This window comes from Streptomyces sp. WG7 (assembly GCF_049975785.1).
GTDB lineage: Bacteria > Actinomycetota > Actinomycetes > Streptomycetales > Streptomycetaceae > Streptomyces.
Genome location: NZ_JBNGGE010000002.1, coordinates 343,073 through 369,220, shown reverse-complemented (window position 1 = coordinate 369,220; position 26,148 = coordinate 343,073). Strand labels below are relative to the sequence as shown.

Genomic DNA, 26,148 nt, shown 5'->3' with positions numbered 1-26,148 from the left:
GAGTCACCATGCCGCGCTTCCTGTCGCTGATCCGCATCGAGGAGAACGACGCCCTGTCCGGCGGCCCCAGCCCCGAGCTGGTGCAGCGGATGGAGAAGCTGATGGAGGAGATGACGAAGGCCGGCGTGCTGCTCGACACCGCCGGGCTGACCCCGACCGCCCAGGGCACCCGCGTCCACTACGAGGGCGGGCAGCTGTCCGTCACCGACGGGCCGTTCACCGAGTCCAAGGAGGTCATCGGCGGCTACTCGCTCCTCCAGGCCAAGGACAGGGCCGAGGCGGTCGAGTGGACCAAGCGCTTCCTCAAGGTGCACGAGGAGTACTGGACGGTGACCTGCGAGGTGCGGGAGCTGATGGAGGGCTAGGGCAGGCCCTGGCCCGGTTTGGCCTCGCGGACCCGGGGGTGTTGCATGGTGGGCTGTGGAACCACAGCCCACCGCGCCCACCGGGGCCACCGAGCCCACCGCGGCCATCGAGACGGTCTTCCGCCTGGAGTCCCCGCGCGTCATCGCCGGCGTCGCCCGCCTGGTCCGGGACGTCGGCATCGCCGAGGAACTCACGCAGGACGCGATGGTCGCGGCCCTGGAGCAGTGGCCGCGGGACGGCGTGCCCGACAATCCGGGCGCCTGGCTCATGGCCACCGCCCGGCGCCGCGCCGTCGACCTGATCCGGCGCCGCGAGAACTACGCCCGCAAGCTGGCGGAGATCGGCCGCGACCTGCCCACCGCCACGCCGCCGCCCGAGGAGCCCGCCGACCCGGAGGACATCGACGACGACCTGCTGCGCCTGGTCTTCACCGCCTGTCACCCGGTGCTGTCCGCCGAGGCCCGCATCGCCCTCACCCTCCGCCTGCTCGGGGGCCTCACCACGCCCGAGATCGCCCGCGCCTTCCTCGTCCCGGAACCGACGGTCGCGCAGCGCATCGTGCGCGCCAAACGCACCCTGGCCCGCAAGAACGTCGCCTTCGAGGTGCCCTACGGCCCGGACCGCGCCGCCCGCCTCGGCTCGGTCCTGGAGGTCATCTACCTGATCTTCAACGAGGGCTACGCGGCCACCGCCGGCGACGACTGGCTCCGCCCCGGCCTGTGCGAGGACGCCCTGCGCCTGGCCCGCGTGCTCTCCGCGCTGATGCCCAAGGAGCCCGAGGTCCACGGACTGACGGCCCTGCTGGAGTTCCAGGCGTCCCGCACCGCCGCCCGCACCGGACCCGACGGCGCACCGGTCCTTCTCGAGGACCAGAACCGCCGCCGCTGGAACCGCATGCTCATCGCCCGCGGCATCACCGCCCTCGACCACGCCCACACCACCACCGGCCCCGGCGGCCCGGGCCCGTACCTCCTCCAGGCCGCGATCGCCGCCTGCCACGCGACGGCGTACACGTACGAGGAGACCGACTGGCCCCGCATCGCCGCGCTGTACGGCCTGCTCGCGGCCCGCGCCCCGTCCCCGGTCGTCGAACTCAACCGCGCGGTGGCCGTGTCGATGGCCGAGGGCCCGGCCCCGGCACTCGACCTCGTCGACGCCCTCGCCGCCGAGCCCGCCCTGCGCGACTACCACCTGCTCCCCAGCGTCCGCGGTGACCTCCTCCTCCGCCTGGGCCGTACGGCCGAGGCCCGCACGGAGTTCGAGCGCGCCGCCTCCCTGGCCCGCAACGACCGTGAACGCGAACTGCTGACACGCCGGGCGGAGCGGTGCGGTCAGCGCCTGCCCACCGGGCGGAGCGGTGCGGTCAGCGCCTGTCCACCGGGTGCCCGATCAGCATCGTCGGCGCCCCCGCGACCCGGGTCATGAACACGGTCGCCGCGTTCGGCCCCTGGGGCTTGACCTTCCGCCGCAGCTCCTCCGGCTCGACCGCCGATCCCCGCTTCTTCACGGTCAGTGTGCCGACCTCGCGCTCCCGCAGCAGCGCCTTCAGCTTCTTGACGTTGAACGGCATCCGGTCGGTGATCTCGTACGCCGTGGCGTACGGCGTCGGCCGCAGCTCGTCCGCGGTGACGTAGGCGATGGTCGCGTCCAGCAGCCCGCCGCCGACCTGCTCGGCGACCTCGGCGACGAGGTGGGCGCGGATGACGGCGCCGTCCGGCTCGTACAGGTAGCGGCCGGGCGTGCGGACCTCCGGGTCGGGCAGGCCGGCGCCGAGCAGGGTGCGGGGCCCCGGCAGCAGCGTGGCCCGCACCGCCCCCAGCGTCACAGTCCCTGGCGCCACCGCCCCTGGCGCCACCGCCCCCGGCGCCACCGCCCCTGGCGCCACCGCCCCTGGCGCCACCGCCCCCGGCGCGCCGCCGAACCACAGCACCGCCTCCTTCACGTCCCCGCCGTCGGAGATCCACTCGGCCTCGGCGTCTTCCGGCACCGCCTCGTGCGGAATGCCGGGCGCGACCTTCAGCGCGGCGGCGCGGGAGGCCGTACGGGCCGCCTCCACGGCCCAGGACAGCGGTGGCGAGTACGCCTCCGGGTCGAAGATCCTCCCGCGCCCCCCGCGCCGCGCGGGGTCGACGAACACGGCGTCGTACCCACGTGTCTCCACCTCCGTCACATCCGCCTCGCGCACCTCGATCAGCTCATCCAGCCCCAGTGCCTCGGCGTTGGCGCGGGCCGCCGCCGCGGTCGCCGGGTCCCGGTCCACGGCCAGCACCCGGATCCCGGCCCGGGCGAGCGCGATCGCGTCACCGCCGATCCCGCAGCACAGGTCGGCGACGGAGGTCACGCCCAGCGCCGCCATCCGCCCGGCCCGGTACGCCGCCACGCTCGCCCGCGTCGACTGCTCGACCCCGTTGGGGGTGAAGAACATCCGCCCGGCGTCCTCGGCACCGAACTTCGCCACCGCCCGCTGCCGCAGCCGCGCCTGCCCGAGCGCCGCGGACACCAGCCCGGCCGGATGCGTGCGCCGCAGCCGGGTCGCGACCGCCAGTTCCCGCGCGGGGTCGGTGTCGCGCACCTCGTCGAGGAGGGCGCGGCCCTCGGGGGTGAGCAGGGCGAGGAGGGCGTCGAGGTCGTTCACCGGAACATTGTGGGCCAGTCGGTGGACGGTGTGCCTCCGGCGCGGTGTCGGGCGGGGTTCGACGGCCGGGGGCTGCGAGGATCCGGCACCATGCGAGCAGTCGTACAAACCGACAAAAGCCGGGCGTGCGGAGTGTTCCGGGCGTCCTCTCCGGGGTTCCGGACGCGCGGCGGCCTCGCCGCCCTCGCCCTCGCCGCCCTCGCGTCCTCCGGCTGTGCGCAGGACGCCTCCCAGGGGCGGGGCGCCGGCGGGGAGCCCCTGCAGGCACCCCCGGCCCGCGCGCTCGACGCCTACGCGTCCGAGCTGCGCGCGGCCCAGGCGGCCCGGGTCGCCGCCGCCAAGCGCTGGAACCTGAAGAAGGTCCCGCTGACGGCGCCCCCGCCCCCCGAGAAGAAGCCGGAGATCAAGGCGCGCGAGGGCTTCGAGGTGGACGGCCAGGAGAACCTCCCGCCGGTCTTCACCTCGATCCCCACCAAGGAGAAGATCGTCTTCCTCACCATCGACGACGGCGCCGAGAAGGACCCGGCGTTCCTGCGGATGATGAGCGAGCTGAAGATCCCGTACACCGCCTTCATCAGCGACTACCTGGCGAAGGAGGACTACGGCTACTTCGGGAGGATGCAGGACCGCGGCGTCACCCTCAACAACCACACCCTCCACCACCCCTACCTGCCCGGCCTGTCCTACGCCGGGCAGAAGCGCGAGATCTGCGGCATGCAGGACGTGATCGAGGCGCGCTACGGCGAGCGCCCGACCCTCTTCCGTCCGCCCTACGGCAACTACAACCGCGACACCCTGCGCGCCGCCAAGGCCTGCGGCATCGAGTACGCCCCGATCTGGAACGCGGAGGTCTTCGCCGACCACTGGGACTACCGCGAGTGGGACCGCGAGATCCACCCCGGCGACATCGTCCTCACCCACTTCCGGGGCGAGGACGACTGGGGCGGCACCATGCGCGACATGGTCCGCGAGTTCCTCGACAAGGTGACGGCGGAGGGATACGCGGTGGCCCGGCTGGAGGACTACCTGTGAGGTGCGGGCGGTTCCGGCCGACCGGGGCCGCCCTGGCCGCCGTACTGCTCACCGGCTGCGCACAGTTCGCGGGCCCCGCCGAACCCCCGCCCGTCGCGGAGCAGGCCCGGGCGGGGATCCGGGGCAGCAGTCAGGGCAACGGGCCGAGCAGCAGTCGGGGCAATGGCGAACGCGCCGGTCAGGGCGGTGGGCAAGGTGCCGGTCAGGGCCATGGCGAAGGTGCCGGTCAGGGCAACGGGCAAGGTGCCGGTCAGGGCGACGGACGGGGACAGGACCTGCCGCCCGTCGTGGACCACGTCCGCACCACCGACCCGGTCGTCTTCCTCACCTTCGACGACAGCGCCGAACGCGACCCGCACTTCGCCGGCCTGGTCCGCGAACGACGGCTCCCGGTCACCCTGTTCCTCACCGACACCGTCGCCGGACCGGCGTACGGCCACTTCGCCCGGCTGCGCTCGGTCGGCGCGAACCTGCAGAACCACACCCTCGACCACCGTTCCCTGCGCGGCCTGCCCTACGCCGGCCAGCGCGCCGAGATCTGCGGCCAGCAGACCAAGCTCAAGTCCCGCTTCGGCGTCCGCCCGCACCTCTTCCGCCCGCCCTACGGCACGTACGACACCACGACCCTGCGCGCCGCCGCCGACTGCGGCATCACGGCCGTCGTCCTGTGGCGGGCGACCCTGAACGCCGGCGGGGACCTCACCTACGCCCGCGGCGACCACCGCCTCCGCCCGGGCGACATCGTGTCCGTCGCCCCGGACCACCCGACGGGCGTGGGCGTGAGCGCGCGCACCGGGCGTCTGCTGGAGGAGATCGAGGAGCAGGGTCTGCGGGTGGGACGCCTGGGCGACTACCTCTGACCCCGGCGCCGGTTCGGTTGACACCGGCGCCGGTTCGGTGCGAGATCCCCCGAATCCCTCCCGACGCGCCGCCGACATTGGCACTCCGCTTGACCGAGTGCTAATCGCGGTCATAGTCTCGGCTCTGGCACTCCCCACTGGAGAGTGCCAATGACGCGACGGGCAGGTCCGGCACCCGCGACGACGGATCCACCTGGTCGCCACCTCAGACAGTTAACCCCGTGAGATCTCCGAAGGGGGAGGTCGGATCGTGACGACCACCAGCTCCAAGGTTGCCATCAAGCCGCTCGAGGACCGCATTGTGGTCCAGCCGCTCGACGCCGAGCAGACCACGGCTTCGGGCCTGGTCATTCCGGACACGGCCAAGGAGAAGCCCCAGGAGGGCGTCGTCCTGGCCGTCGGCCCGGGCCGCTTCGAGGACGGCAACCGTCTTCCGCTCGACGTCACCGTCGGCGACGTCGTGCTCTACAGCAAGTACGGCGGCACCGAGGTGAAGTACAACGGCGAGGAGTACCTCGTCCTCTCGGCCCGCGACGTGCTCGCGATCGTCGAGAAGTAATTCACCCGAAGCACCTTGCTTTCCAGCTGCGCCCCTGGCTCCCGCGACCATAAAAAAGCCGGGCGCCAGGGGCGCAGCGCCGTATAACCCCGAGATTTCCGGAAGAGGGCTCACGCTCCCATGGCGAAGATCCTGAAGTTCGACGAGGACGCCCGTCGCGCCCTCGAGCGCGGCGTCAACAAGCTCGCCGACACGGTGAAGGTGACGATCGGCCCCAAGGGCCGCAACGTCGTCATCGACAAGAAGTTCGGCGCCCCGACCATCACCAACGACGGTGTCACGATCGCCCGCGAGGTCGAGATCGAGGACCCGTACGAGAACCTCGGTGCCCAGCTGGTGAAGGAGGTGGCGACCAAGACCAACGACATCGCGGGTGACGGCACCACCACCGCCACCGTCCTGGCCCAGGCGCTGGTCCGCGAGGGCCTGCGGAACGTCGCCGCGGGTGCCTCCCCGGCGCTGCTGAAGAAGGGCATCGACGCGGCCGTCGCCGCCGTGTCCGAGGACCTCCTCGCCACCGCGCGCCCGATCGAGGAGAAGTCCGACATCGCCGCCGTGGCCGCGCTGTCCGCCCAGGACCAGCAGGTCGGCGAGCTGATCGCCGAGGCGATGGACAAGGTCGGCAAGGACGGTGTCATCACCGTCGAGGAGTCCAACACCTTCGGTCTGGAGCTGGACTTCACCGAGGGCATGGCCTTCGACAAGGGCTACCTGTCGCCGTACTTCGTGACGGACCAGGAGCGCATGGAAGCCGTCCTGGAGGACCCCTACATCCTCATCAACCAGGGCAAGATCTCCTCCATCGCGGACCTGCTGCCGCTGCTGGAGAAGGTCATCCAGGCGGGTGCCTCGAAGCCGCTGCTGATCATCGCCGAGGACCTGGAGGGCGAGGCGCTCTCCACCCTCGTCGTCAACAAGATCCGCGGCACGTTCAACGCGGTGGCCGTCAAGGCCCCCGGCTTCGGCGACCGCCGCAAGGCGATGCTGCAGGACATGGCCGTCCTCACCGGCGCCACGGTCATCTCCGAGGAGGTCGGCCTCAAGCTCGACCAGGTCGGCCTGGAGGTGCTCGGCACCGCCCGTCGCATCACCGTCACCAAGGACGACACCACGATCGTCGACGGTGCCGGCAAGCGCGACGAGGTCGAGGGCCGCATCAACCAGATCAAGGCCGAGATCGAGAACACGGACTCCGACTGGGACCGCGAGAAGCTCCAGGAGCGCCTCGCGAAGCTGGCCGGCGGCGTGTGCGTGATCAAGGTCGGCGCCGCCACCGAGGTGGAGCTCAAGGAGCGCAAGCACCGTCTGGAGGACGCCATCTCCGCGACCCGCGCCGCGGTCGAGGAGGGCATCGTCTCCGGTGGTGGCTCCGCGCTGGTCCACGCCGTCAAGGTCCTCGAGGGCAACCTCGGCAAGACCGGCGACGAGGCCACCGGTGTCGCGGTCGTCCGCCGCGCCGCCGTCGAGCCGCTGCGCTGGATCGCCGAGAACGCCGGCCTGGAGGGCTACGTCATCACCTCCAAGGTCGCCGAGCTCGACAAGGGCCAGGGCTTCAACGCCGCCACCGGCGAGTACGGCGACCTGGTCAAGGCCGGCGTCATCGACCCGGTGAAGGTCACCCGCTCCGCCCTGGAGAACGCCGCCTCCATCGCCTCCCTCCTCCTGACGACCGAGACCCTGGTCGTCGAGAAGAAGGAAGAGGAAGAGCCGGCCGCCGCGGGCCACGGCCACGGCCACTCGCACTGAGCGCAGCACTGAGCTGAACGGTGCCCAGTGCCCCCTTTGGGGGTGCTGGGCACCGCGCGTTATGCGTGTCGGGTGGGGGCGGGGTCGTGTCAGTCCCGCCGGGTTCGTTGCCGGGTGCGGCGCCGTGGGGGCTGGTCGCGCTCGCGCGGCGGAGCCGCACATCGATGCAGCCCCGCGCCCCTTATGAGGCGATTCCCCTGACGAACCTCACTGGCTGGAAACGCTTCAGGGACGGAGAGTCATCGGCCTCCGCTGGACACGATCGCCCAGACCGTCTTCCCCGGCGCGCCCGGCCGCTCGGCCACGCCCCACTCCTCGGTCAGCGCCGCCACCAGGGCCAGCCCGCGCCCGTCCTCCGCGAGCGGCCGTCCGTCCTCCGTGGGCCTCCGCCCGTCCGGCGCGAGCACCGGCCGTCGCTCCCCGCGTACGTCGCTCACCTCCACCAGGACGCGCCCCGCGCCGTCGTGAGCCAGCCGCAGCTCGGCATCCCGCCCCGGCACCCTCCCGTGGGTGACCGCGTTGGCCGCCAGCTCGCCCACGACCAGTTCCACGGCGTCATGGACCGGTGTGCGGTACAGCCACCCCCAGAGGTCCAGCTGGTGCGAGGCCAGCCGCCGGGCCAGGCGGGCGCCGCGCGGGGTGGCGCTGAAACGGAGAGCGAAGGAAGCGGCGACCGAGAAGGAGGTGACGCCGGTGAAAGCGGTGGTCATGAGTTGAAGATCCCGCTTGGAGGACCTGTCTGACCAGGCGTTCCGGCCTTACGGCAGGCATCTGTAGTGGTCGGCCCACCGGCTGTCGGGGTCGTCGGTCCGGCGACCGCCGGACTGCATCGGTGACGTGAGGTGACACGAGATGGCGCGTCACCGAGGAGCCGTCACAGCAGTCCGCTCAGCGGCAGTACGCGCTCGGCGAGCCGCCCCCGCAGCCTTCCCCCGGCGGTGTCGGCCTCCGTGAGCCAGTCGGCGGTCACCAGCAGCCCGGCGTGTTCGGCGACGTCGTCGGGCCGCAGCGCGCAGAACGAGGCGACCGTGTCCAGCGGGAGACCGTCGCCGTCCTCGCCGGCGCCTCCGAGGCGCCCGTCGGGATGGCTGTGGGCGGCGGTGTACACGGCGAGGAGCCGGGTGGCGGCGCCCGCCTTCTTCTTCCGCAGCTTCCGGTCGCCCACCACCCTCTGCGCCCACCCCGAGAGCCTCGCCCGGGTGACCTTGCCGAAGAAGAACGGGCGGGGTTCGGCGGGCAGCAGCGAGGGGACCGTGACCTGGGTGGGCTCCTCGGGCCGGGACGTCAGCGCGTCGTCGGCGGAGACGTCCTCCGGCAGCCGCAGCCAGCCGACGTCGACCAGCTCCTGGAGCACCCGTTCGGCGTCTGCCTGCAGCCAGCCGCTGAGGTCCTGCCCGGTGACGTTGCCGACGCCGGCGCGCGCGGCCCGCAGGGTGAGCATCAGCACCGCGAGCCGTGCCCCGGCCTCGGGGAGCGGAGAGCCGACCCGGACGTGCTCCAGCACACTGCGGGCGTGGACGGCCTGGCCCCGGGTCAGCAACCGCTCGACCACCGGCCCGCTCCCGTCCAACGGGACACCGAGCCGGTTGGCGTTCATCTCGCGGGTGGTCCGCGCGGCCGCCGCCGCCCGGTCCGCTTCCTCCCGCAGGGACTCGTCGTCGGTGACGGCGGCCCATGCGGCGAAGGCACGGGCCTTGCGGTCGTGCAGTTCGGCGAGGACGGCGAGGTCCGGTTCGGGGCGCTGCTGGTACGCGCGGAACGCGTCCCCGAGTTCGGTCAGCTCCAGCCGCAGCACATCGGGCTGGAGGTCGTCGGGCACGATCCGCTGCGCGATCTTCGCCCATCGTCCCGCGCTCGGCGACCCGGCAGGGACACCGCCGGGCCGGGGGCGCGGGGTGGGCCGGGCGCGGGGGACAGAGGCAGCCTTGGCACCGACGGCACCGACGGCACCGACGGCACCGACGGCACCGACGGCACCGACGGCACCGACGGCACCGGGGCCCGCCGAGGCGGGGGCCGCCGACGGCGACCCACTGCCGGGAGCGTGGGAGAACATCGTCGTCCCCCCGTCGGTCTCCGCCCCCCGGCCCGTCTTCACCCTCTCCGTACGCCCCCGGCCGATGCCGTCCACGAACAGCTCGCCCCCGTCACCAGTGCCCGCGTTCACGCGATGCCGCCCTCTCCCTAGCCGATCCTGCGACCTCCCGCCCGCTGCGGGCGCAGCCACCTGACGTTACGTCGCCCGGGCACGAGGCCGGCCACGGACGGAGGTGGATCACACGTTCGGGTGACGGTCCACTCCCGCGTAAGTGACGGTCGGACGGCTTGCGCAGCGCGGGCAGTGGGTCTCGTCTGCCTCGGGCCTGAAGAGCAGCGGCTGCACATGGTCGCCCGCGCACTCGCGGGTGCCTGCGAGGCGGTGGGAGAGGCGGGGGCCCGGGGATTGTTGCCGGGCGGGGCGGTCGTCGGGGTGCGGTGGCGCCGTGACGGCGGGCCGGTCAGCCGGTGCGGGTGGCGGTGGCGGTACGTCGCGGAGCAGGTGACGCAGGAGGCCGCCGGGGCGGTGGACAGGGGTGCCGTCGTCGGGGAGGCCGCGCAGGATGTGCGTGCGGACGGCGGTGGGAGGGTGCCCGGCGGCCAGCCAGCGGGCGGTGAGGCCCGTCAGCTCAGGGCGCATGGCGCGCGGGATGTGATGCAGGTCGGGGGAGAGGGCGGGGAGAGCGTCCACGAGGGTGCGGGCTGCGGTGAGGTGGGGCTCGGAAGGTGCGTCGCCGTCACCGTCCGGCTGCGGGCCCTGCGCTTCCGCCTCCGCTTCGGGCGGTGCGGGGGGCTTGGGGGGTTGGTTGGACGTGTTTCCCTCATGGTCTTGAAGTGGATAACCGTCGGTGAGCGGAGTGGTCGGCTCACCGACGGCCGGTGAACGACGACCCGGTGCGAGCTGCGGCGGCGCCACGCGTTCGGTGGTGATCGTCCCGCCCGGACCCACGGGCATCTGGGCGAGCAGCTTGACGGCTTCGGCGTCGCTCAAGGGCACGCTGGAGACGAGCTGTTGCGTGACCCAGAGACCGCCGGGCCCCTGCAGCCGCCGCTCGTGCACGAAGCCCTCGTCCTTGAGCTGCCGCTTGGCCCGGGTGAAGGCGCAGCCGCCGATACGGGCGCGTTCAGCCGTACGGGAGAGGGATTCGCGGGTGCCGGGCGGGAGGGAGAGCTGCCAGGTCAGGAGCCGAACGGCGTCGGAGGACAGCCGAGGGTGCCGGATGAGGTCGTGCGAGAACTGGGTGAAGGCGCGCGGGGGCGCGATAAAGTGCCGGTAGATCACGGTGGATGCCTACTTCCACTGATGGTTCAGGCCCTTGCCGACGGGCCCTAATCCGTCGGTGAGGGCTGTTTTGTGTCTTGACGCTGAGGCGACGGTAGCTCACAGCGTGTGTCCGCGTCGACGCGTTGAGTGAAGAAAGCTTTCTCTGGTCGGCGTTCACTCACACGAGGCAACTTGCCCGCTCACGGCCCCTGTTGACGCACGCGCGTCCTAGTCTCCGATTACGGAGAGTGGCTGGACGACGCCAGGAGAGCGAGGTGGCATGGATGCGGGAGCGGATGCGGGCACGGGCGGTACGGAACCGGACTCCAGCGGGCAGTTCCTGCGCTGCTTCGGCCGCCAGGTGAAACTGCTGCGGGAGGTTGCAGGGCTGACGCAGGCGCAGTTGGGGGAGCGCGTCGGATACGGCGAGGCGCAGATCGCGGCGGTGGAGCAGGGGCGGCGGATCCCGAAGCCGGAGCTGATCGATGCGGTGGACCGGGTGGTGGAGGGGCGGGGGCTGTTGGCGGCGATGAAGGAGGAGGTGGCGAAGGCTCGGTATCCGTCGTTCTTTCGGCGGTTCGTGAGCCTTGAGGCCGAGGCCATCGAACTTCACGCCTACGAAACGCACCTGGTGAACGGCCTCTTGCAGTCAGAGGAGTACATGCGGGCGGTGTTCAGTATGTGGCGGCCGTTGTTGGGCCCAGAGGTCATTGAGCAGCGCGTGTCCGCGCGCTTGGACAGGCGGAAACTGTTCTCCCGACGACCTGCCCCACTGCTGAGCTTCGTGATCGAGGAGCAGGTGCTTCGGCGGCCAGTGGGAGGGAACGAGGTGCTCCGTGGCCAACTGGAGCACCTGTTGCTCCACGGGCACGAGCGCAACGTGGAGATCCAGGTCATGCCGAACAACCGCGACGAGCATGCGGGCCTGGGCGGGGCATTTACGTTGATCCACCTCGACGATCAGCGCAGGATGGGGTACATCGAGGTGCAGGAGGCGAGCATCCTGTACACCGCGCCCAAGAAGGTCAGTCCCCTGGAAGCAACGTACGGCGTTCTCCGAGCGCAGGCGCTCACTCCGCGGGAGTCGTTGGCCTTCATCGAAAAGCTGTTGGGAGAGCTATGAAGGCAAGCAGCTCCGAGCCCGCCGAAGGTCTGAGCTGGTACAAGAGCAGCTACAGCTCAGGTAGCGGCGGCCAGTGCGTCGAGGTCGCGTCTGTCACTGCTGCGGTGCTTGTCCGAGACTCGAAGCGACCGGAGGACGCGTTCCTCCACGTCGGAGTCGAGCCGTGGGCAGCGTTCGTCCGGCTGGCTACGCGCGGCTGAAACGACGACCGAGGGGTGGCCGGATGTCCGGTCACCCCTCACGCACGTCACTCGCTCTTCTTCCGCCCCCGCGTCTTCTTCTTCTCGGGGCGCCAGTTGGCCAGGTCGGACTCGGACAGGCCCTGTTCCGTGCGGCCGTTGTCCAAGGCTGCTGGAATTCCTCGGCGGGGTTGCCGTCCCACTGGTGCACCCAGGGCATCACTTCACGCAGCCCGGCGAGCAGCGGCACGAACCGCGGATCTTCCTTCTCCCAGCCACCGCTCTCGACGCGGCTGCGGATGAGTCCGACGAGAGCGTCGGCCTGGTCGCGGTGGTTCCAGCCGGCCCAGCCAAGGAGGAGAGAGTCGGAATCGGGGGAGGCGGGCTCGTCCGGCCACTACGGCTGGAAGGGAAGTTCAACGAGAACACGGGGCTCCATCTCACCCGCTACGACTTCACTCACGGGCAGCCCACGCAATGGGTGAAGGGAGTCCGGGTGATCCTCAAGGCCGACCCGTCGGCACCGTCCGGCTACCGCGTCCTCACCTCGTTCCCCCAGCCATAACACGCATCCTTGGAGCAGTTGATGAGTCAGGCACTTCCGCCAGGGCAACGATTCTACGAACTCAGCGACCTGCTCGCGGCCTACGCCCACGTGGACTTCACGTTCTCCGACACCGCAGAAGCTCCGGGACCCGCCCTGTCCGCCTACCTCAGGATGGCCGCACGTGACCCCGGGCGGGCCGCGACGGCGATTCGGCAGATCGACGACCTGCTCTCCGTCGGTCTGTTCTCCGAGGAGATCGCGGACGAGGTGGAACACCTCCCGCACATCCGTCCGCCGATGGGTACGAGCGTTGAGGACTGTCTTCGCGTGGTGAGAGACCACCTCCACCGCTTCCTGCGCGACCCGTCACGCGTCCCGCAGGCGAACCCGCAGAGCTCCTGGGAATGGAACGAGCGCTTCCCGGCCTTGGGGCAGCTGCTCGGCGCCTACTTCCACCGGGACTTCTCCTACATCTACGCGTCCCGCGAAGAGGCCCTCGACGAGTACGTCGGCGAAGCCGAGCCGCAGGACCGCGTACAGGCGGCTCAGGAAATCGGTGAGCTTCTGGAAATGGTGTCGTCGGAACAGGAACTCCGCACTGCGACGACGGCGTTGGGGCTCGACCTCCTGCCGCCACGAGGGACGTCTCTGCGGAAATGGCTCGACTCGATTCGCCGGAGGATCGCCGCAGCATAGTGGCCCGGTCGTCCTGCAAGGTCTCTACTTCACGCCCAGCGAAACGTAGTCGTAGCGACCGTAATAGGCGTCTGCCGTATACGCGTTGGTCACTCGGGGGCCGCGCCACATCAGGATCTTCTCGTAAGTGAAGGGCAGGTAGACCGCATGCTCGGAGACTTTGCGGTTGATCTGCTGGTAGATGCTTCCCGCCTTGACCGGATCCCGCTCGGCGATTGCGTCGTCGAACAGTGCGTTGATCTCCGGATCGTCGAGCTCGGTGTAGTTGTTGTTGCCCTCCTTCAAGATGAATCGCCCGTCGACCAAAGGCCGAAGGAAACCCTGTCCGGTCGGGAAATCCGCTGCGAAACCCATGAGGATGATGCCGTAGCCTCTGTCCTTCACCGCCTTGGGTGACTCAATCACGTCAAAGGTCGCGGCGCCGTCGATCTGTTCGATCGTGGTGTTGATGTTGACCTTCTTCAGCTGCTTCTGCAGGGCTACAGCGGTGTCCACCTCGGCTGGTACGTTTTTGCGCACGGCAATGGTCGTGGAGAAGCCGTTCGGCTTGCCGCACGCCTGGAGTTCCTTCCTGGCTTCCTCAAGATTTGGCTTGCCGTTTTTGTCGAGTGCCCCATAAGGGTCGTAGGTCGGGTCGGAGCCTGTAATGGACGGAGGGAGCATGTGGGGGGCGATGTCGCCACCGCTGACCGGTCCGCCTCGGGCTGTCTGAAGCGCCTTGTTGTCGGCGGCGAGGATGACGGCTTTACGGCAGTGGATGTTATTCATCGGCTGGACCGACTGAGGAAAGGCCGCATACCTGATGAATCCGGTGCTCGGATTGTCCAGGTGACTCCTGAGGTCGGCGTTTCCCTGCGCCTTGGAGATGGCGGCCTGGCTGAGTCCCGTCCCGTTCAGGTCGAGATCGAATTCGCCGCTGAGGAGTCGCTTGTCCATATCATTCGCATCGGCGACGAAGGTGACCTCGATGCGATCGGGAAGCGCCGGCCGGATCCGGTCCGACTCCTCGTTCCAGTGTTCGTTGCGGACCAGGACCAGCTTGCGGTGCGGATCGTATGACGCGAACTTGTACGGACCCGATGAAAAAGGCCTCAGTTCGTACACGCTGCCGGTGTCACGCTCCCTCTTGACCGGGGACGCCACCGGCAGGGCCAGCATCTTCTCGAAGTCGCCGTTCGGCTCGGACAGATGGAAGACGATCGTCTTGCTGTCGGGGGTCTCGATGGCACCCAGGCCCAGCTTCCGCGGATCCTCGTCCTTGTACGGCCCCTCGTAGGTCTTCTTCGGGTCGAGGACCGCCTGGAGGTGGGCAGGGCCGCCGGAGAGGACATCACTGGCCCAGCTCCGCTCGATGCCGTACTTGATGTCCTGCGACGTGATCGGCGAACCGTCCTCCCACGTGATGCCGTCACGAAGTACGTAGGTATACGTCCTGCCGCCGTCCGAGACCTTGGCCAGGCCGGCGGCGAGGTCGGGCACCAGGGTGGTGCCCTTGCGTCCCGGCTGAGGAGCGAAGGTGACCAACTGGCGGGTGTAGTAGCGGGCGAAGTTCCACACGAACCCGTAGTAGGAGCGCTGCGGGTCCCAGGAGTCGGCCTCCTGGGTGGCGCCGAACCGCAGCGTGCCGCCCTTGGTCGTCGACTCGTTGACGACGCCTTCCGTGGCGGCGTTGTATCCGGCGCCGGAGGCGGCTGTCCGCTGCGACGACTCATGCAGCCAGTTCAGCGCGATGGGAACCCCCGCGGCCAGCAGGCTGACGGCTGCGAGTCCCGACGTGAGGGCACGTGGGAAACCGCGTTTGCCGCGACGCCGGTGCCGCACGCCGACCACACCCTGATGCGCAGGACCCTCCGGGTCAGGGTGCCGCACGCCGACCGCACCCTGATCCGTCGGGTCCTGCGCGGTAAGGGTGGTGGCGCGGCGACTGTGCACCACGGTGAGCAACTCGTCCGGGGTGGGCCGACGGGCCGGGTTCTTGTGCAGACACTGCTCGATGACGGTCCGCAGAGGACCGGGCAGGGTGCCCAGGTCGGGATCGTGATGGACGATCTGATACGCCGTCACATAGGGGTGATCCGCGTCGAAGGGCCCGCGCCCGGTGGCCGCGTAGACCAGGAGCGAGCCGAGCGCGAAGACATCGGTGGCCGGACTGATCGCCGGCGGGACCTGCCACTGCTCAGGGGCCATGAACGGCGGCGTTCCGATTACTTGGCCGGTCTTGGTGTGCACTTCGCTGGCACTGCGGCCGATGGCCTTGGCGATACCGAAATCGATGACCCGTGGCCCGTCATCGGTAATGAGTACGTTGCTGGGTTTCAAGTCCCGGTGGATCATCTGGGCGCGGTGGATGTCGCGCAGAGCCTCGGCTAATCCGGCAAAGAGTTGCCACAGCTCTTCCATGGGCATGGGTCCATTGTTCTGGATATGCCGTGAAAGGGTCGGGGCGGGAACATAAACCGTGGCCATCCAGGGTTGCTGGGCGTCCGGATCGGCGTCTACCACTGGGGCGGTAAAGGCCCCGCTGACTCTCCGGGCGGCCGCCACTTCCTGACGGAACCGAGCCCGGAACAGGGGGTCCTCCGCCAGCTGCGGGTGCACCGCCTTGACGGCTACACGGCGACCCGACGGGGAGTGGGCCAGGTAGACCTCGCCCATGCCGCCCGCACCAAGCCGGGAAACCAGCCGGTAGATGCCGATTGTGCGATTTTCAATACGGTCGGCACCATTGTCCGGAATTGACATATCCTCCCCTGCCCCCCAGGTTTGCCGTCGGTCAGATTACGGCGCCCAGGAGCCCGATCACCCAGGGTGGACAGCACCGTTACAGAAAGGAGGAAATTGTGCTGGACGCAGTTGTCGCTGGACAGCTACGGCGCCGTGTCGTGACCCGCCTTGGCCGAGTGGGTAACCCTGCTCATCGTCACCCATGAGCATGACCGCCGCGGCGAGCTCCCGCCGCAGGAGCGTGCTCTCGTCGCCCTGGTCCACCTGCGCCGGCACGACCCGCTCGCGCAGATCGCCGCCGGTTTCGGCGTATCGGTCGCCACGGTCCCGCCGCAGCCCCCACCGCATGTCCGCCGTCGCAGCCGCCATCCCCCTGGAGAGGCAACGCCGCACATGCTCGGTAACGCCCTCTCGGAGCCGGACCAGGACCGGTCCCCCGAGCGAGCTACGTGTCATTGTCCTCTCCGGGGTGACGCGCGCCACCGGTGGTCTCTTGTTGACTCGAACCGTCAACACAACGGCCGGACAAGGCCGACCAGCCCCGTAGCCAAGGACAACACCATGACCACGACACGCAGCTCCGCGCAGCACGGTTTCCCCAAAGGCCGCCGAATCGCCGCAGCTCTGCTGGTTTCCACGCTGGGAGGAGCCGCACTGGTCGCGTGTAATGCCGAGGCCAAGGACTCGCAACCGGCCAAGGCTTCCGGCAAGACCGTCGGCGAGACCGCGGGCGACGCCAAGATCACCTGGGGCAAGTGCCCGCCCCTGGCCGAGGGACAGACCCGTGACCCCCACCTGGCCTGTGGAACGTTGAAGGTGCCACTCGACTACCAGGACCCGGGCGGCAAGAAGATCGACGTGGCGGTCTCCCGGCTGTCCACCGCGAAGCCCGGGAAACGACACGGTGTTCTGCTGCTGAACCCCGGCGGGCCGGCCCTGGGTGGTCTCGGCATGCCCGAAACCATGGCGTCCACACTGCCGAAGTCCGTGCTGGACCGCTACGACCTGATCGGTTTCGATCCGCGCGGCGTCGCACACAGCACCCCGCAGAGTTGCGGTCTGCAGGACCCCAGCGTGGCCGGGCTGTTCCCCTATCCCGCCGCGGACGGCTCGATCACCAAGAACGTGGCCCTCGCCGAAGCCGCCGCCAAGCAGTGCGCCGACACGGTGGGCAAGAACCTGCGGTACTACAGCACCGCCAACACCGCCCGCGACATGGACCGCATCCGCCAGGCGCTCGGTGAGAAGAAGATCTCCTACTGGGGCCAGTCCTACGGCACCTACCTCGGCGCCGTCTACCGCTCCCTCTTCCAGAACCGCACCGACCGGATGGTCCTGGAAGGCAACGTCGACCCCACCAAGGTATGGGCCGATCAGGTGGCGGACACCTGGGGCAAGGGCATGGCCGACCGGTTCCCCGATGCCGCCCGCGTCGCCGCGGCGCAGGCCGGCACCCTCAAGCTGGGCACGGACGTCGCGGAGGTGACCCGGACCTACCTCGCCCTCGCCGACCGGCTCGACCGCACGCCCGCGGTGATTCCCGGCGCACCGGTGCCGCTGGACGGGGCGCTGCTGCGGAACATGACCTACGCCCTGCTTCAGCACAACGACACCCTTCCCATGCTCGCCAAGTTCTGGAAGGCCGCCGACAACCTGACCCACGGCAGCACCACGGCCGCCGACAACGAGGTTCTCAAGGAGGTGTTCGCCGCCACACCGACGTCCCCGGGCATCCCCGCGGACAACCAGGCCACCATGTTCATGGCTCTCACCTGCGGCGACGCCGAATGGCCGCACGACGTCGACGGCTACGCCGCCCGCACCACCGCCGACCGCGAGAAGTGGCCGCTCACCGCGGGCATGCCCGCCAACATCTGGGCATGCGCCTACTGGGACAAGCCGGCTGAGGCGACTGTCAAGATCGCGAAGGGCGGCCCGCGCAACACCCTGATCTTGCAGAACCGCCGGGACAATGCCACGCCGTGGGAAGGCGGCGTCGGACTGCACAAGTCCCTCGGCGACGGCTCTGCCTTCGTCGGCGTCGACAACGGCGGGCACTACGTCTACGGAGCAGGCTCAGCCTGCGCCGACAAGGCCACCGTCGGCTTCCTGACCACCGGCCACCTGCCGGACAAGGACGTCCACTGCACCGACGTCACCCAGAAGTGACCCGGCGTTTCCGTCTCATCACGATCCGCCGCCCCGGTGACGGCCATCACCTCGGCCAAGTCCGTGGCCCACTCACCCAGGGCCGTGGCGTAGCCGGCGAGTCCTGCGGGAGTCGGGCCGCCGGCGCCCGGCTGGTCCTCCAGGGCGGTCATGCAGCGGCCCGCGCGCCGCTGCCCGGCCAGGCGCGCGGGCACCTACGACAGCCGCTCCGGAGCCGGTCGCCCGACCGACGACGAAGGGCGTGGCTCGTCCCCTCTCACTGCGGCCCGTACTTCCGCCCCGTCCGCGAGCTGATCCCGCCCAGCATCCCCCGCGGCACCAGCTTCGCCGCCCCCATCAGGGCCTTGTAGCGCGGGTCGGGAATCGACAGGGACCTGCCGCGGGACAGGTCGGCCAGGGCCGCCGCGACGACCTTGTCCGCGTCCAGCCACATCCAGTTCGGGATGCTGTCCGTACCCATGCCGGCCCGCTGGTGGAACTCCGTGCGCACGAAGCCGGGGCACAGGGCCATCAGGCGTACCCCGCTGCCGGCCAGGTCCTTCGCCACGCCCTGGGTGAACTGCACGACCCACGCCTTGGAGGCGCCGTACGTGCCGCGCGGGACGAAGGCCGCGACCGAGGCCACGTTGACCACGCCGCCGCGGCCCCGCCCCCGCATCGCCTCCGTCGCCGCCGAGGTCAGGCGCAGCACCGCCTCGCAGTGCACCTTGAGCATGGTCAGCTCGTCGGTCATGGAGACCTCGAGGAACCGGCCCTTGTTGCCGAAGCCGGCGTTGTTGATCAGCAGGTCGACGGGGTGCCGGCGCTCGCCCAGCCGGGCGGCCACCGCGTCGATGCCGGTGTCCGTCGCCAGGTCGGCCGTCAGGACCTCCGCCTCGATGCCGTGCCGGTCGTGCAGTTCGGTCGCCTGGTCGCGCAGCCGCTCGGTGTCGCGGGCCACCAGCACCAGGTCGTGTCCGTCGGCCGCCAGCCGTCGCGCGAACGCGGCGCCGATGCCCGCCGTCGATCCCGTAATCAATGCCGTTGTCATGGCGCAAGGTTATGGGTCCGGACCGAGCACGTCCGCTTCGTTCACCAGACGGCCCGCGACCGGTGAAGAGCTGGTGAAGACGGCCCCGGCGCAGGCCCGGTGAGGTCCGGTCAGGCGCCGTGCGCCTCCGCGTACTTCCGCGCCGCCGTCAGCGACTCCGGGTGCAGCGCCCCGCCCGCCGCGAGCAGCCGGGGCAGCAGCTCCCGCTCCGTCGTCACCGCCCGGAACTGCAATGCCACCGTCACCTCGTGGCCGGGCCGGTGCACGATCTCGACCGGGTCGCCCGCCCGTATCGAACCGGGCTCGATCACCCGCAGGTACGCGCCCGGCGCACCCCTCTCCGTGAACCGCTTCACCCACCGCTCCTCACCCAGATGCCCCTGGAAGGTGCGGCAGGGGATACGGCCGCAGGTCACCTCCAGCACCAGGTCGGGGCCGAGCCGCCAGCGCTCGCCGATCCGGGCTCCGGACACGTCCATGCCCGCGAGGGTGAGGTTCTCGCCGAACGCGCCGTTCGGCAGCGGCCGGCCCAGCTCGCGTTCCCAGTCGTCCAGGTCCTCGCGTGCCATGGCGTACACCGCCTGGTCGTCGCCCCCGTGATGACGCGTGTCGCACACCGTGTCCCCGGCCAGCCCGCTCGCCCCGACGCCCTTCGGCCCGGGTGCCGTCACCCGAACGGCCCCGTCGGCCGGCTGCTTGTCGATGCCGGTGACGCCCTCGGGGTGGTCCGTGTACGGCACGGTCTTCGCACGGCCCAGGTTGACGGACAGCAGTTTCACGGCGGAACGGCTCATGGCGGAACGGCTCATGGCGGAACGGTAGGACACGCGTCATGAAAGCGTCGACGCGTTTTTCGACGCCCGATCAAAGGGTCGCTTATCGTCGCCTATCCTCGGAGGTGTGATCGAGGCTCGTCATCTCCGTGTGCTGCGCGCCGTGGCATCAACCGGTTCCTTCTCCGCCGCGGGGCGTGAGCTGGGCTGCACCCAGCCCGCCGTCAGCCAGCAGATGAAGGCCCTGGAGGCCTCCGTCGGCACGCCCCTGCTCGTACGCACCGGACGCGAGATGCGGCTGACCCAGGCCGGTGAGGCGCTGGTGCGGCACGCCGCCGGGATCCTCGCCGGACTCACGGCGGCCGAGGAGGAGGTCGCCGCGATCGCCGGGCTGCGCGCCGGGCGGGTCCGGCTGGTCTCCTTCCCCAGCGGCAGCTCCACCCTCGTACCGACCGCCCTGGCCGCGCTGCGCGCCGCGCACCCCGGCACCCGGGTCTTCCTGGAGGAGGCCGAGCCGCCGAAGTCGGTCGAGCTGCTGCGCGAGGGCGACTGCGACGTGGCGCTCGCCTTCCGCTACGAGGGCGCGGCCGGCGCGGAGGAATGGGACGACCTCGTCGTACGGCCGCTGCTGACCGACCGCCTCGTGGCCCTGGTGCCGGAACGGCACCGGCTCGCGCGGACGGGGTCCGACGGTTCCGTGGCCATCGGGGAACTGGCCAGGGACCCGTGGATCGCGGGCTGTCCGCGGTGCCGCGGGCAGTTGGTCGAGGTCTGCGAGGGGGCCGGCTTCACCCCCCGCATCGACTTCGCGACCGACGACTACCCGGCGGTCGTCGGTCTGGTCGGAGCCGGCCTGGGCGTGGCCGTCCTGCCCCAGCTCGCCGTCGAGTCCGTACGGCCCCGGGGCGTACGCACGGTGACGCTGGAACCGGCGGTGCGGCGGGAGATCGTCGCCCTCACCCTGCCCGACCTGGCCCAGGTGCCGGCGGTGACGGCGACGCTGGACGAGCTCGCCCGGGCGGCGTCGGGCCAGCCGGCGGCGCGCTGAGCGGCGGCCCGGAGTACGTGTGCGGCTTACGTGTGCGGCTTACGTGTACGGCTTCCGTATCGGCCGGGGTGTCGCGTGCGGGCCCGTATCGGAGGGGCGTAATAGAGAAACGTTCCTTCAGTGATGTGCGGCTGCCTCCCCGCCGACCGACGCCGTCGCCGTCGCCGCCATCAGACGGTGGCGGGCCCGTCCCATGAGTTCCTCGCGCTCGTCCTCGGTCAGTCCGCCCCACACGCCGTACGGCTCACGTACCGCCAGCGCGTGCGCCGCGCACTCGGCGCGCACCGGACACCTCATGCAGACCTCCTTGGCCGAGTTCTCGCGAGCACTCCGTGCCGCGCCGCGCTCGCCCTCCGGATGGAAGAAGAGCGAGCTGTCCACCCCGCGGCACGCAGCCAGAAGCTGCCAGTCCCACAGGTCCGCGTTCGGTCCGGGAAGGCGGGAGAAATCTGCCATTGCGTGACCCCTTGTAGCCGATATGGGTAGATGCCGGGGATACAGCGTCCACGACCGTACAACTACGATCTAAGGAGATGAAAATATGACTCATTGCGAATCTAGCCCCAGACACCAACGAAGTGGAAGAAAAGCGGCTAAATGGGGCACGGGTTGTGATGAAACGGGGCGGGTCCCACGCGCATGTCTGCTGCGTGGTCGCCCCCTCACGTAGAGTGCCGAAGACGACACACAGCCCCGTAACTCTTTCGAGTGACCGTCGTTGAGAGTGCGGAGGCGGTTGAAGGAACAAGTGCTCGGGCGGGCGTCCGGGACGGTCGACCGCACAGGTGACGATTTCGTACCAGCCTGGAGGCTCAACGTGACGCGCATCAGCTGCGGAGGACGGCCATGACTTCCGTCCTCGTCTGCGACGACTCCCCGCTTGCCCGAGAGGCGCTCCGCCGCGCGGTCGCGACCGTGCCCGGCGTCGAGCGCGTGACGACGGCGGCCAACGGCGAGGAAGTCCTCCGCCGCTGGGGTGCCGACCGCTCGGACCTGATCCTGATGGACGTGCGCATGCCCGGCCTGGGCGGCGTCGAGACCGTCCGGCGGCTGCTGTCCGCCGACCCGGGCGCACGCATCATCATGCTCACCGTCGCCGAGGACCTGGACGGCGTGGCCCTCGCGGTCGCCGCCGGTGCCCGCGGCTACCTGCACAAGGACGCCTCGCGCGCCGAGCTGCGCGCCACGGTCACGCAGGCCCTCGCCGACCCGACCTGGCGGCTCGCCCCGCGCCGGCTGCGCTCGGCGGAGATGGGCGCCGCGCCCACGCTCACCGCGCGTGAGATCCAGGTTCTGGAGGGCATGAGTCACGGCCGGTCCAACGCGGAGATCGGCCGCGAGCTCTTCCTCTCCGAGGACACCGTCAAGACACACGCCCGGCGGCTCTTCAAGAAGCTCGGCGCCTCGGACCGGGCACACGCGGTGGCGCTCGGCTTCCGGTGGGGCCTGGTCCGCTAGGGCACCCCGTGCGGTGGAGGCCGAAAGGGCCCGTCGGGGATGCCGCGGTTCCCGCTTATCGCGAGGTGAGCGGGGGTGACAAGGCGACCCGCCGGGCGCCCGCTGCTCGTTTCGCCGCCGATGACGCATCCTTGAGGTGTGGAGTTCCTCGGGGACGAGTCGGTCGAGCGGAATGGGAGGGCGCAGGGGATGAGTTCCGGCGCACCTGCTCATAACGCTTCGGTGCACAACAACGGGCGCGGAGCCACGGATCGGACGGCCGCAAGGCACCATGGACCGATGCGTGACGACGAGGCGGCCCCTGATCAAGGGACGGTCGGTGGGCTCGTCCACCGCGCCGTCGACGGGGACGAGCAGGCCACGCACGACCTGCTCGCCCATGTTCACCCCTTGGCGCTGCGCTACTGCCGCACGCGTCTGTCCCGGCTGCCCGGCGACGCCCGGCACTTCGTCGAGGACCTCGCCCAGGAGGTCTGCGTCGCGGTGCTGCTCGCGCTGCCGCGCTACAAGGACACCGGGCGCCCGTTCGAGGCGTTCGTCTTCGCCATCGCCGCCCACAAGGTCGCCGACCTCCAGCGCGCGGCGATGCGGCACCCCGGCTCGACGGTCGTCCCCTCCGACGAGATGCCCGAGCGGCCGGACGACTCACTGGGCCCGGAGGAGCGCGCGCTGCTCAACAGCGACGCCGCCTGGGCCAAGAAACTGCTGGCCAACCTGCCCGAGAACCAGCGGGAGCTGCTCCTGCTGCGCATCGCGGTGGGGCTCACGGCAGAGGAGACGGGTCAGATGTTGGGAATGTCACCCGGCGCCGTCCGGGTCGCGCAGCACCGGGCGCTGAGCCGGCTGCGGGCACTGGCGGAGCAGTAGCGGAGACCCGGCCGTGGCCCCGGTTTCGCGCCGGTGAACGGGCGGGGTGACGGTTCCGTACGAAGCTACGAACACCACAGGTGCCCATGATCGTGGAATGAGCCACGTCCACTTCCCGTTAGCATGGACATCCGCACCGATCAAGGCCATTTGGGGAAGGTGTCATGACTGCCAACGTCGACGGAGTGCCCGAGAAATTCGCGACGCTCGGGCTGACCTACGACGACGTGCTGCTGCTGCCGGGGGCATCCGCGGTGCTCCCGAACGCGGTCGACACCTCGTCCCGCATCTCCCGCAACGTGCGGGTCAACATCCCGCTGCTCTCCGCGGCGATGGACAAGGTGACCGAGTCCCGGATGGCCATCTCCATGGCCCGCCAGGGCGGCGTCGGTGTCCTGCACCGCAACCTGTCCATCGAGGACCAGGCCAACCAGGTCGACCTGGTGAAGCGCTCCGAGTCGGGCATGGTGGCCAACCCCATCACCATCCACCCGGACGCCACCCTCGCCGAGGCCGACGCGCTGTGCGCCAAGTTCCGCATCAGCGGCGTGCCGGTCACCGACGGCGCGGGCAAGCTGCTGGGCATCGTCACCAACCGCGACATGGCCTTCGAGACCGACCGCTCCCGGCAGGTGCGCGAGGTCATGACGCCGATGCCGCTGGTCACCGGACAGGTCGGCATCTCCGGCGTGGACGCCATGGAGCTGCTGCGCCGCCACAAGATCGAGAAGCTTCCGCTGGTCGACGGTGACGGCGTCCTCAAGGGCCTGATCACGGTCAAGGACTTCGTGAAGGCCGAGCAGTACCCCCATGCCGCGAAGGACGCCGAGGGCCGCCTGCTCGTCGGTGCCGCCGTGGGTGCCAGCCCCGAGGCGCTCGACCGCGCCCAGGCCCTCGCCGAGGCCGGAGTGGACTTCCTGGTCGTCGACACCTCGCACGGCCACAACAGCAACGCGCTCAGCTGGATGTCGAAGATCAAGTCGAGCGTCGGCGTCGACGTCGTCGGCGGCAACGTCGCCACCCGCGACGGCGCCCAGGCCCTGATCGACGCCGGTGTCGACGGCATCAAGGTGGGCGTCGGCCCCGGCTCCATCTGCACCACCCGCGTGGTCGCCGGCATCGGCGTCCCGCAGGTCACCGCGATCTACGAGGCGTCCCTGGCCGCCCGGGCCGCCGGTGTCCCCCTGATCGGCGACGGCGGGCTCCAGTACTCCGGCGACATCGGCAAGGCGCTGGCCGCCGGTGCCGACACCGTGATGCTGGGCAGCCTTCTCGCCGGCTGCGAGGAGTCGCCCGGCGAGCTGCAGTTCATCAACGGCAAGCAGTTCAAGTCCTACCGCGGCATGGGCTCGCTCGGTGCCATGCAGTCCCGCGGCCAGGGCAGGTCGTACTCGAAGGACCGCTACTTCCAGGCCGAGGTGGCGTCCGACGACAAGCTCGTGCCCGAGGGCATCGAGGGCCAGGTGCCCTACCGCGGCCCGCTGGCCAACGTGCTGCACCAGCTCGTCGGCGGCCTGCGCCAGACCATGGGGTACGTGGGGGCCGCGACGATCGAGGAGATGGAGTCGAAGGGCCGCTTCGTGCGGATCACCTCGGCGGGTCTCAAGGAGAGCCACCCGCACGACATCCAGATGACGGTCGAGGCACCGAACTACAGCCGCAGCAAGTAGGCAGAAGGCCTTCCAGGGCAGCCCCGGGAGCATCCGGGGCCGCCCTCGCCGTGCCCGTCGGGGATACTGGAAGGCGCTGCAACGCATCAGGGAAAGGCCACAGACGTGACTGAGATCGAGATCGGGCGCGGCAAGCGCGGCCGCCGGGCGTACGCCTTCGACGACATCGCCGTCGTCCCCAGCCGCCGTACGCGGGACCCGAAGGAGGTCTCGATCGCCTGGCAGATCGACGCCTACCGCTTCGAGCTGCCGTTCCTGGCCGCTCCCATGGACTCGGTCGTCTCCCCGGCCACCGCCATCCGCATCGGCGAGCTGGGCGGCCTCGGCGTGCTGAACCTCGAGGGCCTGTGGACCCGGTACGAGGACCCGCAGCCGCTGCTCGACGAGATCGCCGAGCTGGACACGGACAACGCGACCCGCCGCCTCCAGGAGATCTACGCGGCTCCCATCAAGGAGGAGCTGATCGGGCAGCGCATCAAGGAGGTGCGCGACTCGGGCGTCGTCACCGCCGCCGCGCTCTCCCCGCAGCGCACCGCCCAGTTCTCCAAGGCCGTCGTGGACGCCGGCGTGGACATCTTCGTCATCCGCGGCACCACGGTCTCGGCGGAGCACGTCTCCGGCTCGCACGAGCCGCTGAACCTGAAGCAGTTCATCTACGAGCTGGACGTCCCGGTCATCGTCGGCGGCTGCGCCACCTACACCGCGGCCCTGCACCTCATGCGCACCGGCGCGGCGGGCGTCCTCGTCGGCTTCGGCGGCGGCGCCGCCCACACCACGCGCAACGTGCTCGGCATCCAGGTGCCCATGGCGACGGCCGTGGCGGACGTCGCGGCGGCCCGCCGCGACTACATGGACGAGTCCGGCGGCCGGTACGTGCACGTCATCGCCGACGGCGGTGTCGGCTGGTCCGGCGACCTGCCCAAGGCGATCGCCTGCGGCGCCGACTCCGTGATGATGGGCTCGCCGCTGGCCCGCGCGACCGACGCGCCGGGCAAGGGCAACCACTGGGGCATGGAGGCCGTCAACGAGGAGCTGCCCCGCGGCAAGAAGGTCGACCTCGGCACGGTCGGCACCATCGAGGAGATCCTCACCGGTCCGTCCCGCAACCCCGACGGCTCGATGAACTTCTTCGGTGCGCTGCGCCGGGCGATGTCGACGACCGGGTACAGCGAGCTGAAGGAGTTCCAGCGCGTCGAGGTGACGGTGGGGGACTCGCAGCACCGGCGGTAGCGGCAGTCGTACGACGGCTCCGAAGAGGCCGGTCGCCATGACGGGGCGGCCGGCCTCTTTCGCGTGCTCAGGGCTTGCGAGGGGGCGCGCGGCGCGGTGCGGGGGCGCGCGGTGCCTACGGGGCGGATGAGCGGG

Annotated in this window: 24 protein-coding genes and 3 pseudogenes; 17 read left to right on the top strand and 10 right to left on the bottom strand. The window is 70.4% G+C overall.

The features are described from left to right. Nucleotides 1–8: 8 nt before the first annotated feature. Both ACP4J0_RS04070 and ACP4J0_RS04065 read left to right on the top strand, forming a co-directional pair. Complete coding sequence (locus ACP4J0_RS04070) at nt 9–365, top strand: YciI family protein (RefSeq protein WP_426597210.1); 357 nt, start codon at nt 9–11, stop codon at nt 363–365. Between the two features lie 55 nt (nt 366–420). Further along, the gene (locus ACP4J0_RS04065) at nt 421–1,791 is read left to right on the top strand and encodes an RNA polymerase sigma factor (RefSeq protein WP_426597209.1); all 1,371 of its coding nucleotides are present in this window, start codon (nt 421–423) and stop codon (nt 1,789–1,791) included. Here the strand turns inward: ACP4J0_RS04065 and ACP4J0_RS04060 are convergent. Next, on the bottom strand, nt 1,730–3,001 hold the full coding sequence (locus ACP4J0_RS04060) for a class I SAM-dependent methyltransferase (protein ID WP_426597208.1): 1,272 nt from the start codon (nt 2,999–3,001) through the stop codon (nt 1,730–1,732). The genes ACP4J0_RS04065 and ACP4J0_RS04060 overlap by 62 nt on opposite strands. A gap of 90 nt (nt 3,002–3,091) precedes the next feature. Here ACP4J0_RS04060 and ACP4J0_RS04055 point away from each other — a divergent pair, with 90 nt between their 5' ends. From ACP4J0_RS04055 to groL, 4 genes are all read left to right on the top strand, one after another. Further along, a complete protein-coding gene (locus ACP4J0_RS04055; protein WP_426597207.1) occupies nt 3,092–4,033 on the top strand; it encodes a polysaccharide deacetylase family protein in 942 nt (313 codons plus the stop codon). Then, nucleotides 4,030–4,893, top strand: coding sequence for a polysaccharide deacetylase family protein (locus ACP4J0_RS04050; protein WP_426597206.1), 864 nt, complete (start codon nt 4,030–4,032; stop codon nt 4,891–4,893). Before ACP4J0_RS04055 ends, ACP4J0_RS04050 begins: the two co-directional genes overlap by 4 nt. 250 nt (nt 4,894–5,143) lie before the next feature. Continuing rightward, entirely contained in the window at nt 5,144–5,452 is a 309-nt protein-coding gene (groES, locus tag ACP4J0_RS04045) for a co-chaperone GroES (RefSeq protein ID WP_055418319.1), read from the top strand. A gap of 120 nt (nt 5,453–5,572) precedes the next feature. Further along, the gene (groL, locus tag ACP4J0_RS04040; protein ID WP_426523649.1) at nt 5,573–7,198 is read left to right on the top strand and encodes a chaperonin GroEL; all 1,626 of its coding nucleotides are present in this window, start codon (nt 5,573–5,575) and stop codon (nt 7,196–7,198) included. A gap of 239 nt (nt 7,199–7,437) precedes the next feature. On the opposite strand, the gene ACP4J0_RS04035 is transcribed toward groL, so the two are convergent. The 3 genes from ACP4J0_RS04035 to ACP4J0_RS04025 all read right to left on the bottom strand — a co-directional run bounded on the left by ACP4J0_RS04035 (nt 7,438) and on the right by ACP4J0_RS04025 (nt 10,517). Further along, nucleotides 7,438–7,908 carry an ATP-binding protein gene (locus ACP4J0_RS04035; protein ID WP_426597205.1) on the bottom strand — a complete coding sequence of 157 codons (471 nt, stop codon included), beginning with the start codon at nt 7,906–7,908 and terminating at the stop codon, nt 7,438–7,440. A gap of 164 nt (nt 7,909–8,072) precedes the next feature. Further along, the gene (locus tag ACP4J0_RS04030) at nt 8,073–9,365 is read right to left on the bottom strand and encodes a hypothetical protein (RefSeq protein ID WP_426597204.1); all 1,293 of its coding nucleotides are present in this window, start codon (nt 9,363–9,365) and stop codon (nt 8,073–8,075) included. 108 nt (nt 9,366–9,473) lie between these two features. After that, on the bottom strand, nt 9,474–10,517 hold the full coding sequence (locus ACP4J0_RS04025; protein ID WP_426597203.1) for a hypothetical protein: 1,044 nt from the start codon (nt 10,515–10,517) through the stop codon (nt 9,474–9,476). A gap of 262 nt (nt 10,518–10,779) precedes the next feature. Between ACP4J0_RS04025 and ACP4J0_RS04020 the strand changes: the two genes are divergently transcribed. After that, nucleotides 10,780–11,622 (top strand): helix-turn-helix domain-containing protein, encoded by an 843-nt coding sequence (locus ACP4J0_RS04020; protein ID WP_426597202.1) that lies wholly within the window; start codon nt 10,780–10,782, stop codon nt 11,620–11,622. Further along, complete coding sequence (locus ACP4J0_RS04015; RefSeq protein ID WP_426597201.1) at nt 11,619–11,822, top strand: DUF397 domain-containing protein; 204 nt, start codon at nt 11,619–11,621, stop codon at nt 11,820–11,822. The genes ACP4J0_RS04020 and ACP4J0_RS04015 overlap by 4 nt, the downstream gene beginning before the upstream one ends. A 202-nt stretch (nt 11,823–12,024) precedes the next feature. Here the strand turns inward: ACP4J0_RS04015 and ACP4J0_RS04010 are convergent. Next, nucleotides 12,025–12,114: pseudogene (locus ACP4J0_RS04010) on the bottom strand (hypothetical protein); the annotation flags it as partial. 18 nt (nt 12,115–12,132) lie between these two features. Here ACP4J0_RS04010 and ACP4J0_RS04005 point away from each other — a divergent pair. Together ACP4J0_RS04005 and ACP4J0_RS04000 are read left to right on the top strand one after the other, a co-directional pair. Further along, on the top strand, nt 12,133–12,366 hold the full coding sequence (locus ACP4J0_RS04005; RefSeq protein WP_426597282.1) for an RNase A-like domain-containing protein: 234 nt from the start codon (nt 12,133–12,135) through the stop codon (nt 12,364–12,366). A gap of 21 nt (nt 12,367–12,387) precedes the next feature. Further along, entirely contained in the window at nt 12,388–13,044 is a 657-nt protein-coding gene (locus tag ACP4J0_RS04000) for a contact-dependent growth inhibition system immunity protein (RefSeq protein ID WP_426597200.1), read from the top strand. A 24-nt stretch (nt 13,045–13,068) separates the two neighbouring features. Here ACP4J0_RS04000 and ACP4J0_RS03995 read toward each other — a convergent pair whose 3' ends face one another. Together ACP4J0_RS03995 and ACP4J0_RS03990 are read right to left on the bottom strand one after the other, a co-directional pair. Then, a complete protein-coding gene (locus tag ACP4J0_RS03995) occupies nt 13,069–14,865 on the bottom strand; it encodes an ABC transporter substrate-binding protein (RefSeq protein WP_426597281.1) in 1,797 nt (598 codons plus the stop codon). A 129-nt stretch (nt 14,866–14,994) separates the two neighbouring features. Then, nucleotides 14,995–15,786: pseudogene (locus ACP4J0_RS03990) on the bottom strand (serine/threonine-protein kinase); the annotation flags it as partial. Between the two features lie 150 nt (nt 15,787–15,936). Here ACP4J0_RS03990 and ACP4J0_RS03985 point away from each other — a divergent pair. Both ACP4J0_RS03985 and ACP4J0_RS03980 read left to right on the top strand, forming a co-directional pair. Continuing rightward, nucleotides 15,937–16,092: pseudogene (locus ACP4J0_RS03985) on the top strand (transposase family protein); the annotation flags it as partial. 237 nt (nt 16,093–16,329) lie between these two features. After that, complete coding sequence (locus ACP4J0_RS03980) at nt 16,330–17,937, top strand: alpha/beta hydrolase (protein WP_426597280.1); 1,608 nt, start codon at nt 16,330–16,332, stop codon at nt 17,935–17,937. A gap of 256 nt (nt 17,938–18,193) precedes the next feature. Here ACP4J0_RS03980 and ACP4J0_RS03975 read toward each other — a convergent pair whose 3' ends face one another. Beyond that, nucleotides 18,194–18,967 carry an SDR family NAD(P)-dependent oxidoreductase gene (locus ACP4J0_RS03975; protein ID WP_426597199.1) on the bottom strand — a complete coding sequence of 258 codons (774 nt, stop codon included), beginning with the start codon at nt 18,965–18,967 and terminating at the stop codon, nt 18,194–18,196. A gap of 110 nt (nt 18,968–19,077) precedes the next feature. After that, nucleotides 19,078–19,776: an MOSC domain-containing protein gene (locus ACP4J0_RS03970; protein ID WP_426597198.1), complete on the bottom strand. Its 699-nt coding sequence runs from the start codon at nt 19,774–19,776 to the stop codon at nt 19,078–19,080. Nucleotides 19,777–19,867: 91 nt separating this feature from the next. Here ACP4J0_RS03970 and ACP4J0_RS03965 point away from each other — a divergent pair, with 91 nt between their 5' ends. Then, a complete protein-coding gene (locus tag ACP4J0_RS03965) occupies nt 19,868–20,788 on the top strand; it encodes a LysR family transcriptional regulator (protein ID WP_426597197.1) in 921 nt (306 codons plus the stop codon). Nucleotides 20,789–20,905: 117 nt separating this feature from the next. On the opposite strand, the gene ACP4J0_RS03960 is transcribed toward ACP4J0_RS03965, so the two are convergent. Continuing rightward, nucleotides 20,906–21,244: a WhiB family transcriptional regulator gene (locus tag ACP4J0_RS03960; RefSeq protein ID WP_426597196.1), complete on the bottom strand. Its 339-nt coding sequence runs from the start codon at nt 21,242–21,244 to the stop codon at nt 20,906–20,908. Nucleotides 21,245–21,634: 390 nt separating this feature from the next. Between ACP4J0_RS03960 and ACP4J0_RS03955 the strand changes: the two genes are divergently transcribed. The 4 genes from ACP4J0_RS03955 to ACP4J0_RS03940 all read left to right on the top strand — a co-directional run bounded on the left by ACP4J0_RS03955 (nt 21,635) and on the right by ACP4J0_RS03940 (nt 26,013). Continuing rightward, the gene (locus tag ACP4J0_RS03955) at nt 21,635–22,246 is read left to right on the top strand and encodes a response regulator transcription factor (RefSeq protein WP_003948568.1); all 612 of its coding nucleotides are present in this window, start codon (nt 21,635–21,637) and stop codon (nt 22,244–22,246) included. 279 nt (nt 22,247–22,525) lie between these two features. Then, nucleotides 22,526–23,113 carry a sigma-70 family RNA polymerase sigma factor gene (locus tag ACP4J0_RS03950; RefSeq protein ID WP_382720506.1) on the top strand — a complete coding sequence of 196 codons (588 nt, stop codon included), beginning with the start codon at nt 22,526–22,528 and terminating at the stop codon, nt 23,111–23,113. 164 nt (nt 23,114–23,277) lie between these two features. Continuing rightward, nucleotides 23,278–24,783 carry an IMP dehydrogenase gene (guaB, locus tag ACP4J0_RS03945; RefSeq protein ID WP_426597195.1) on the top strand — a complete coding sequence of 502 codons (1,506 nt, stop codon included), beginning with the start codon at nt 23,278–23,280 and terminating at the stop codon, nt 24,781–24,783. Nucleotides 24,784–24,888: 105 nt separating this feature from the next. After that, nucleotides 24,889–26,013 (top strand): GuaB3 family IMP dehydrogenase-related protein, encoded by a 1,125-nt coding sequence (locus ACP4J0_RS03940; protein WP_395572072.1) that lies wholly within the window; start codon nt 24,889–24,891, stop codon nt 26,011–26,013. The last annotated feature ends 135 nt before the right edge of the window (nt 26,014–26,148 follow it).